The organism is Micromonospora sp. CNZ295, assembly GCF_004217535.1.
Genome location: NZ_SHKZ01000001.1, coordinates 6,431,858 through 6,439,791 on the forward strand (window position 1 = coordinate 6,431,858; position 7,934 = coordinate 6,439,791).

The 7,934-nt window shown below is 72.6% G+C and carries 5 protein-coding genes and 2 pseudogenes; 5 read left to right on the plus strand and 2 right to left on the minus strand.

Translation table 11 applies throughout. The features are described from left to right. Positions 1 to 198: 198 nt before the first annotated feature. The 3 genes and pseudogenes from EV376_RS29980 to EV376_RS29990 form a co-directional block, all read left to right on the plus strand. Positions 199 to 780, plus strand: a pseudogene (locus EV376_RS29980) (hypothetical protein); the annotation flags it as partial. Between the two features lie 163 nt (positions 781 to 943). Next, entirely contained in the window at positions 944 to 1,960 is a 1,017-nt protein-coding gene (locus EV376_RS29985) for a hypothetical protein (protein WP_130328458.1), read from the plus strand. Between the two features lie 234 nt (positions 1,961 to 2,194). Beyond that, positions 2,195 to 2,578: a hypothetical protein gene (locus tag EV376_RS29990; protein ID WP_130328459.1), complete on the plus strand. Its 384-nt coding sequence runs from the start codon at positions 2,195 to 2,197 to the stop codon at positions 2,576 to 2,578. Between the two features lie 128 nt (positions 2,579 to 2,706). Here EV376_RS29990 and EV376_RS29995 read toward each other — a convergent pair whose 3' ends face one another. Further along, positions 2,707 to 4,500 (minus strand): glycoside hydrolase family 6 protein, encoded by a 1,794-nt coding sequence (locus EV376_RS29995; protein WP_130328460.1) that lies wholly within the window; start codon positions 4,498 to 4,500, stop codon positions 2,707 to 2,709. Positions 4,501 to 5,078: 578 nt separating this feature from the next. Between EV376_RS29995 and EV376_RS30000 the strand changes: the two genes are divergently transcribed. Beyond that, on the plus strand, positions 5,079 to 6,131 hold the full coding sequence (locus tag EV376_RS30000) for a putative sodium/potassium/calcium exchanger (RefSeq protein ID WP_130328461.1): 1,053 nt from the start codon (positions 5,079 to 5,081) through the stop codon (positions 6,129 to 6,131). Between the two features lies 1 nt (position 6,132). Continuing rightward, complete coding sequence (locus EV376_RS30005; protein WP_130328934.1) at positions 6,133 to 6,831, plus strand: class F sortase; 699 nt, start codon at positions 6,133 to 6,135, stop codon at positions 6,829 to 6,831. 54 nt (positions 6,832 to 6,885) lie between these two features. Here EV376_RS30005 and EV376_RS30010 read toward each other — a convergent pair. Next, positions 6,886 to 7,934 (minus strand): annotated as a pseudogene (locus EV376_RS30010) (NAD-glutamate dehydrogenase); the annotation flags it as partial.

Genomic DNA, 7,934 nt, shown 5'->3' on the forward strand with positions numbered 1-7,934 from the left:
GGCCCGGGCCGGATCCGGGTCTCGGCCATCGACGGCCGGCGGGTCGCGGAGTTCCGCCCGGAAATGCGACCAAACCGGGCGCACCCGGTGGAACCCGCATCCGTTCCGGGGAGCTTTTCACCGTCGGCGAGGAAAGTGCCCCGGATGGGGATTGGCGAGCAGCAGGGTGAGGGAATACCGGTGGGCGAAGGAGGAGCCATGTCGCCCACGCAGGTAATCGTCATAGTCCTCGTCGTACTGGTGATCGCGGCCCTGGCCGCGGCGGGCTGGGCGTACGCCCGTCGCCGGGAGCTGCGGTCCCGGTTCGGCCCCGAATACGACCGGGTCGTCGCGGAGCAGGACAGCCGCACGGCCGCCGAGCGGGAACTGCGCGACCGGGAGCGCCGGCACGCCGAACTGACCCTCACCCCCCTCTCCCCCGAGTCCCGGGCCCGGTACGCCGCCGCCTGGGAGGAGCTTCAGGTCCGCTTCGTCGACTCGCCCGGTGCGACCGTCGGCGACGCGGACGAACTGGTCACCCGGCTCATCGCCGAACGCGGCTACCCGACCGGGGACTTCGACGACCAGATCGCCCACCTCTCCGTCGAGCACGCCCGCACCCTGATCCACTACCGCGACGCCCACGAGATCCACCTGCGCAACTCGCGGGGCGAGGCGAGCACCGAGGACCTCCGCCAGGCGGTCGTCCACTACCGCGCCCTCTTCGCCGACCTGCTCGGCGAGGAGCCCGTCGCGCACCACGCCACCGGCGAGCCGGACGGGCACCACACCACGACCGACCAGCCGGACGGGCACCACACCACCACCGACCAGCCGGACGGGCACCACGCCACCACCGACCAGCCGGACGGACACGCCCCGGCCGACCAGCCGGCCGGGCACCGTACGCCCGAGCAGCGCAACCCCGAGCGCCCAGACGTGACGAGCCGCTGAGGAGACCACCATGCGCCAGGACGAGCAGCAGGCGGGCAGCGACCACCCGGAGGCCGTGCGGTCGGCACCCGTGCCGGTTCCGGCCCCGGATGACACGGCAGACAAGGCAGACAGGGCCGACCGGACGGACGTGCCCGAGGACGCCATCGAGGACCGGGGCACCTTCGACGATCCCCGGGTGGCCGACGACCAGGACACCGGCGACGACGGGGACCGCTCCGACGAGGGGCGGTCGGACGCCTCGGACGAGCGTCCCGAGTTCCACGAGCCCGGTCCGGTGCCGACCGCCTTCGGCGCCACCACCGTGGGCGGGGCGGTCGCCGCCTCCGCCCTGGCCAGCGGGCGGCCGGAGGACGAGGTGGACCCGCGTACCGAATCGACCGCCCGGCCCGGCGACGGCGCCGGCGGCGAACGGGAGGGCTGGCGCGCGGACCCCACCGCCGAGCTCCGCGGCGGCCCGGCCTGGCGGGAGCGGCGTGCGGAGCGGGCGGGCGGCCCCGAGGAAGCGGAAGCGACCACGGTGGTCCCGGCGGACGCGACCGACGGAGGACCGGAGCGGCGGGCCGACCTGACCGCCGCGGCCGGCGACGCGGACGCCGCGGCGGCCGGGTACGGCAGCGCGTCGCCGACCATGGTCGACCCGGACGCGGCCGCCCCGGACGCCGACCCCGCGCTGGCCGGAACCGCCGCCACCGGAGCGGGTGGCTCGCTGGAGGCGGCCGGCACCGCGCGGCCGGCCGGTTCCACGGTCGCCGCCGGGCCGGCGGCGCTGTTCGACCCGGGTGCCGCGCAGGACTTCCGGGACCGGTGGCGGGACGTGCAGCTGCGCTTCGTCGACGACCCGCGGGCCGCGGCCGGTCAGGCGCAGGCGCTGGTGGACGAGGCGATCCAGGCGCTCGCCTCGGCGCTGACAGCGCAGAAGCAGAAGCTCGGGGCCTGGCAGGACGGCGACGGGACCGACACCGAGCAGTTGCGCGTGGCGGTCCGCCAGTACCGCGACTTCCTCGACCGGGTGCTCGGCCGCTGAGTGGGAACGCCGGAGCGGGTGCCCAGTGGGCACCCGCTCCGGAGCGTCCGGGGAGCTTCCGGTGCGGAACAGCGCGCCGACGGGTCTGCCGGGCAGCCTTCCGCCGGTGGACGGGGCGCCGGGCGGCCCGGATCCACCTCCGGATGTGGCGGCCCGGCCCGGCGGCGCATGGCGTCCGCCGCACGGGGTACGCGAGGAGGTAGCGAACGCGCGTGCGGACAGGAGGCCGACACCATGACCGATCGTGACCGGGACCGACCGCTGGAGGAGAGCCCCGAGGTGGCCGCGGCGGTCGAGGACGACACCGGCGTCCCCCAGCTGATGACCGGCGGCGGCGCCGACCGGGACACCCCGTCCTTCACCACGCCCGGTGAGCGTCCCATCGGGGGCGGCGGGCCGGACGACCTGATCGGCGACCCGTACGCCGCCGGCACGGGTGCGACCGGAACCGGCACCGGGGCCGCGCCGGACAACATCCGGACCGGCGCCGAGCAGCCGTGGGAGCCGGAGGACCTGGTGGCGGCACGGGGGCAGGACATGACGCCGGAGAACCTCGAAAAGGCCCGCCGGGACCTGGTTGAGCTCGGCCAGGCGGCGATCGAGCGTACGGTCCCCTGAGCGCGGCCGGCGCGGCGCTCCGGCGACAGGAGGGGCCCCTGGCCCGACCAGTTGCGGTCGGACCAGGGGCCCGGGGAACCTGCCGCCGGAGCGCCTCACCTACTCCGTACGGCGGGTGGGCGCCGGATTCAGGACAGCGGCGGGTACGCGTTCTGCATCAGCTGCTGGAACTGCGCCGGGAACCAGGCCCCGGAGATCGGCGCGTCGGGCAGGGCACCGCTCGGGTTGTTGCCGTTGCGCTCGTTGCCGGTGTACGTCGGGTCGCACATCCGGTCGAAGCCCTTGCCCTCGTTGTTCGGGATCTCCCGGCTGGAGCCGTCCGACTCGCCCGGGGGCTTCACCCAGACGTAGGCGTCGATGCCGGGCTCCGGCGCGGCCTTCGGCCGCTCGCCCAGACCCGCGCCGGCCTGGTTGCACCAGTTGCCGGAGTGGATCCGGCGATCGACCCGGCCACCGTCGACGTACGCGTCAACGCTGGTCGACGGGCCGGGGCCGGTCGGCCGGGCGCTGCCACCCCAGCCGTTGCGGGAGGTGTCGATCAGCATGCCGATGTTCGAGTCGAAGCCCCGCCGGACGAGTTCCTGCCGGAACGCCTGGGCGAAGGACAACTCGTCGACGTACTGGTTCCAGTCGATCCACTTGGACTGCCGCACGCTGGTGCCGTTGACGTTGTCGGTGATCTTGACGTACGGCTCCTGCAGCGCGGAGTAGTTGGCGGTGTTGACGATGAAGCCGTGCACGTTGGCCACGGTGCTGCCGGAGGCCACGGCGGCGTCCTTCAGGATCTGGGCGGTCGGGCCGAAGTTGCTGTCCCAGCCGATCCAGCCGTGGTGCGCCGCGTCGATGTAGTTGTAGACGTTCGGGATCGCGCCCAGCTTGGCCAGGGCGTAGCCGACACCGTTGACGTAGGCGCCGTTGGCCTTGACCGTGTCGCACGTGGCCGTTCCGCCCGGGTTGCCGGAGGTGTTGGTCACCAGGTTCGGCAGCGAGTCGATCTCGATGATGTTGATGATCCGCAGGTTGCGGTACTTCGCGTCGCCCTGGATCGCCGCGATCGGGTCGATGTACTCGGCCTTGTAGCGGGGCAGCTCGTCCGGCTTCAGCTCACCGTTGGAGGCGAGCGCCGAGCAGTCCCGGCCGGGCAGGTTGTAGATCACGATCTGGATGTAGTTCGCGTTCTGCCGCAGGGCCTCGTCGAGGTGGTCACGCAGGCCCATCGCGCCGTTCGAGCTGCTGTCCGGGGTGCCGTTGATGGCGGCGATCCGGTCCAGCCAGACGGCGGTCGGGGTGTTCGAGACCCGGTTGCCGCCGGGCACCGACTCGGCCTTGGCCTTCCACTCCGGGTTCACGTAGCCGCGGGCGTTCAGGTACGGGTTGTCGACCCGAGGCCCACCGGGCGGCGGGGTCGTCGGCGGCGGCGTGGTCGGCGGCGGGGTGGTGGGGGGCGGGGTCGTCGGCGGCGGGGTGCTGGGCGGCGGGGTGGTGGGCCCGCCACCGCCGTTGCAGGTCACCCCGTTGAGGGTGAACGACGTCGGCTTCGGGTTGCTGCCGCTCCACGAGCCGTTGAAGCCGATGCTCACGGTCGCGCCACTGGCCACCGAGCCGTTGTACGACTCGTTCTGCGCGGTGACGTTCTGACCGGACTGGGTGTACCGGGCCGACCAGCCCTGCACGACGCGCTGGCTGCTGTTCGGGAAGGTGAAGCCGAGCGTCCAGCCGTTGAGGGCGTCACCGATGTTCCTGATGGTGATGTTTGCGGTGAACCCACCCGGCCAGTCGTTGGTCGTGTACGACACCTCGCACTGCGTCGCGGCGTGGGCCATGGTGACCGGTAGCGTCACCAACCCGCCCGCCACCAGGGCGCCCGCGCCGGTGAGCGCGAGGGCCCGGCGTGGGCCGGAGAGCCTTCTCCACACATTCATGCCACAGATCTCCTTGGGCGAGACCGGGTCCGCGAGCGGCCCGGGGAACGGCCCGGTTGGCGTCCGGGGCGGGACGGCCGACCGGTGCCAGCGGGAATTTCGGGGGGGGGTGCCCGACCCGGACGGGCGGTGGTGGTGTGTGCCGGACCGGTGAGCGCTACGCCGGTCGGCCGGCGGGATGGTCGCCCGGCGGACCGGATGCCCTCGACTCCCTGCCGATACGCGGTGCGTGGCTCCCCGCGTTCCGCCGATTCTTGCATGGGAGCGCTTCCATAGCAATGCCCCGATGTCATCCGGACTTCGCCCCCGACCTGAGACGGCTCCCGCCGGGCGGCGGCGAGCGGCGTCCCCAGCGCGGCGACGGCCCGGCCCGGACCCGAGGCGCCACGGCCGAATCCCCCAGCGGCGCAGGACCGGCGCGGTACGGCCGGAAGGCACGTCTACCAGGCCTAACGCCCCGTTACTCAGCAAAGTTCAAAACACGAATGTTTCCCTTCATAAGGCGCGAAACGGTCTAACGTCGGTCCTAGCTCGGTTGTCGCCGAGCCCAGGACAAGAGGGATGGAGTGACGCAGGTCATGGCAAACAAGATGCTCGGGAAGGTCGTCGCGGGCGCGGCCCTCGGTGGCGCGTCCCTTCTCGTGTTCACGCCGGGGATCGCGTTCGCGGACGGCCACCACGGGGATGAGGGCAAGGTCTTCGCCAAGCCGCACGTCGTGAAGGCCGGCCACGAGGTCAAGCTGCTGCAGGTCTGCGAGGACCCGCAGGAGCACGCGTTCGTCTGGTCGAAGGTGACCGGCAAGGTGAAGCTCAAGCCGGTCAAGGACGGCCACGGTGACTGGCGGGAGGACGGCAAGGACGGCAAGCACGGCAAGGACAAGGGCCGCGACCACAAGGACGACTGGAAGGACGACAAGGGCCACGGCAAGGACGGCAAGGACGACAAGGGCCGCGACCACAAGGACGACTGGAAGGACGACAAGGGCCACGGCAAGCACGACCCGAAGCCGGAGCCGACCGAGACCGTCACCACGCAGCCGGCCGCGCCCGACGGCGAGCAGTCGTACGGCCAGGGCGGCGGCGCCGCCGACGCGGGCGACGAGGAGAAGGACCGCAAGGACTGGAAGGGCTACGAGCACGGCCAGGACGCGGAGGGTGGCCGTGACTCGAAGGACCACGACCGGCACGACTCCGAGGACGGCGACCGGAAGGGCCACGAGGACGACAAGTCCAAGGGCCACGACGGGTACGACTCCGAGGACGGCGACTGGAAGGGCCACGAGGACGAGAAGGGCGACTGGTCCGGCAAGGACCGGAAGTCCGACGACCACGGCAAGGACCGGAAGTCGGACGACCACGGCAAGGACCGCTGGGAGCACAAGCGGGACTTCGTCTACTACGGCGAGGCCGAGGTCGACTGGAACGCCAAGCCGGGCACGTACAAGCTCAAGGGCTCCTGCGGCGAGGGCAAGCTCGTCGTGCTGCCGCGCGGCGGGGTCGACGGTGGCGACGGTGGCATGAGCACCGGCGTCGACCGGAACCTGGCCACCGGCGGGGCGAGCCTGCTCGGTGCGGCCGCCCTGGGCGGGCTGGTGCTGCTCCGGCGTCGGACCGATGCCTCGCTGGTCTGACGTGACGGCGATCCGGGCCGGCGGCCGTCACGGGATACCGTGGCGCGCCGTCGGCGCGGCCGTCGTCGTCCTCCTCGCCATGGTGGGCTCGGGCCTGGTCGGGGCCTCCCTGAAGACCGCGCCCGCTCCCCGGCCCCCGCAGCCTCTCGCCCAGGGCGGGCCGGAGGCCACCCGTCCCGCGGAGGCCGACCTGCCCGGCGAGGGCGACCCGGACGTCGCGACCGACCCGACCCCCTCCGGCCTGCCCCGTTCGGCCGCCACCCGGATCGTCATCCCCCGGATCGGCGTCGACGCGTCGATCATGAAGCTCGGGGTCAACCCGGACGGGACGGTCGAGGTGCCCCCGCTCGAGCAGGCGCATCTGGCCGGCTGGTACGAGCCGGGAGCCGGGCCGGGCGAGGTGGGCAACACGGTCATCGTCGGGCACGTCGACTCGGCGGCGATGGGCCCCGCCGTCTTCTTCTCGCTCGGCGCGTTGCAGGCCGGCGACACGGTCAGCGTGATCCGGGCTGACGGGCGGCAGGTGGACTACACCGTCGACTCGGTGAAGTCGTACCCGAAGACCGCCTTCCCGGCCGAAGAGGTCTACGGCCCGAGCGACCAGGTGGGGTTGCGGGTGGTGACCTGCGGCGGCGTCTTCGACCAGGCCGCCGGCAGCTACCCGGACAACATCGTCGTCTTCGCCACCCGGTCCGGGTGACCGCGACGCGACGCGGCCCGGCGGTCGGATCGCCGACCGCCGGGCCGTGCGGCGTCAGGCCGCCGCGGAGGTCCGCACCAGCGTACGGATCTGGCGCAGCAGCACCGACAGGGCCGCCAGGTCGGCACGCGACTCGTCGAACTCCCCCATCGCCCGCTGCGCGCGGTGGATCGAGGTGGCGTTCGACTGTTCCCACTGCTGCACCCGTTCGACCGGTGGCAGGGTGTCCGATGTGGAGGACAGCACCTCGGTGGTGAGCGCGGCCAGCGCGGCGTACAGGTCGTAGCGCAACGCCATCCGGGCCAGGGTCTGCCAGCGGTCCTCCCGCGGCAGCAGGGAGATCTTCGACAGCAGCGAATCCACCCGGAACCGGTCCGAGAGCACGAAGTAGACCGAGGCCACCTCGTTCACGTCCCGGCCGCTGGTCTTCGCCGTCTCCACCACGTCGAGCAGGCCGAAGCTGTACATCAGCCGGACCGTCCGCTGCGCCAGGTCCCGCGGCAGCCCCTTGCCGGCCATCGACTCGATGTGCGCCGCGATGGCCTCCCGCTCACTGCCGTAGAAGAGGGTCTCCATCTGCGGCAGGAGGCGGGCCACCCCGTCGCGCAGGCGGGCGATCTCCGCCGGCACGTCGATCGGCGAGCGGCGGTTGGTCACCAGCCACCGCACCGCCCGGTCCAGCAACCGCCGGGTGTCCAGGTAGACGCCCGTCTGCAACTCGGGAGCGACCTTGTTGTCCAGGGCCTCCACGGCGTCCCAGACCTCGCGCAGCCCGAACACCTCGCGCACCACCACGAACGCCCGGAGCACGTCGGCCGCGCTGGCCGCGGTCTCCTCGACCACCCGGAAGACGAACGAGATGCCGCCCCGGTTGATCGCCTCGTTGACCAGCACGGTGGTGACGATGTCCCGGCGCAGCCGGTGCCGGTCCATCCGGTCGGCGAACCGCTCCCGCATCGGGGTCGGGAAGTAGTTGACCATGATTTCGGTCGTCCACTCCTCGTCGGCCAACCCCTCGGTCAGGATCTCCTTCTCCAGGACCATCTTGACGTACGCGAGCAGCACCGCGAACTCCGGCGCGGTCAGGCCGGACTCGGTGCGGA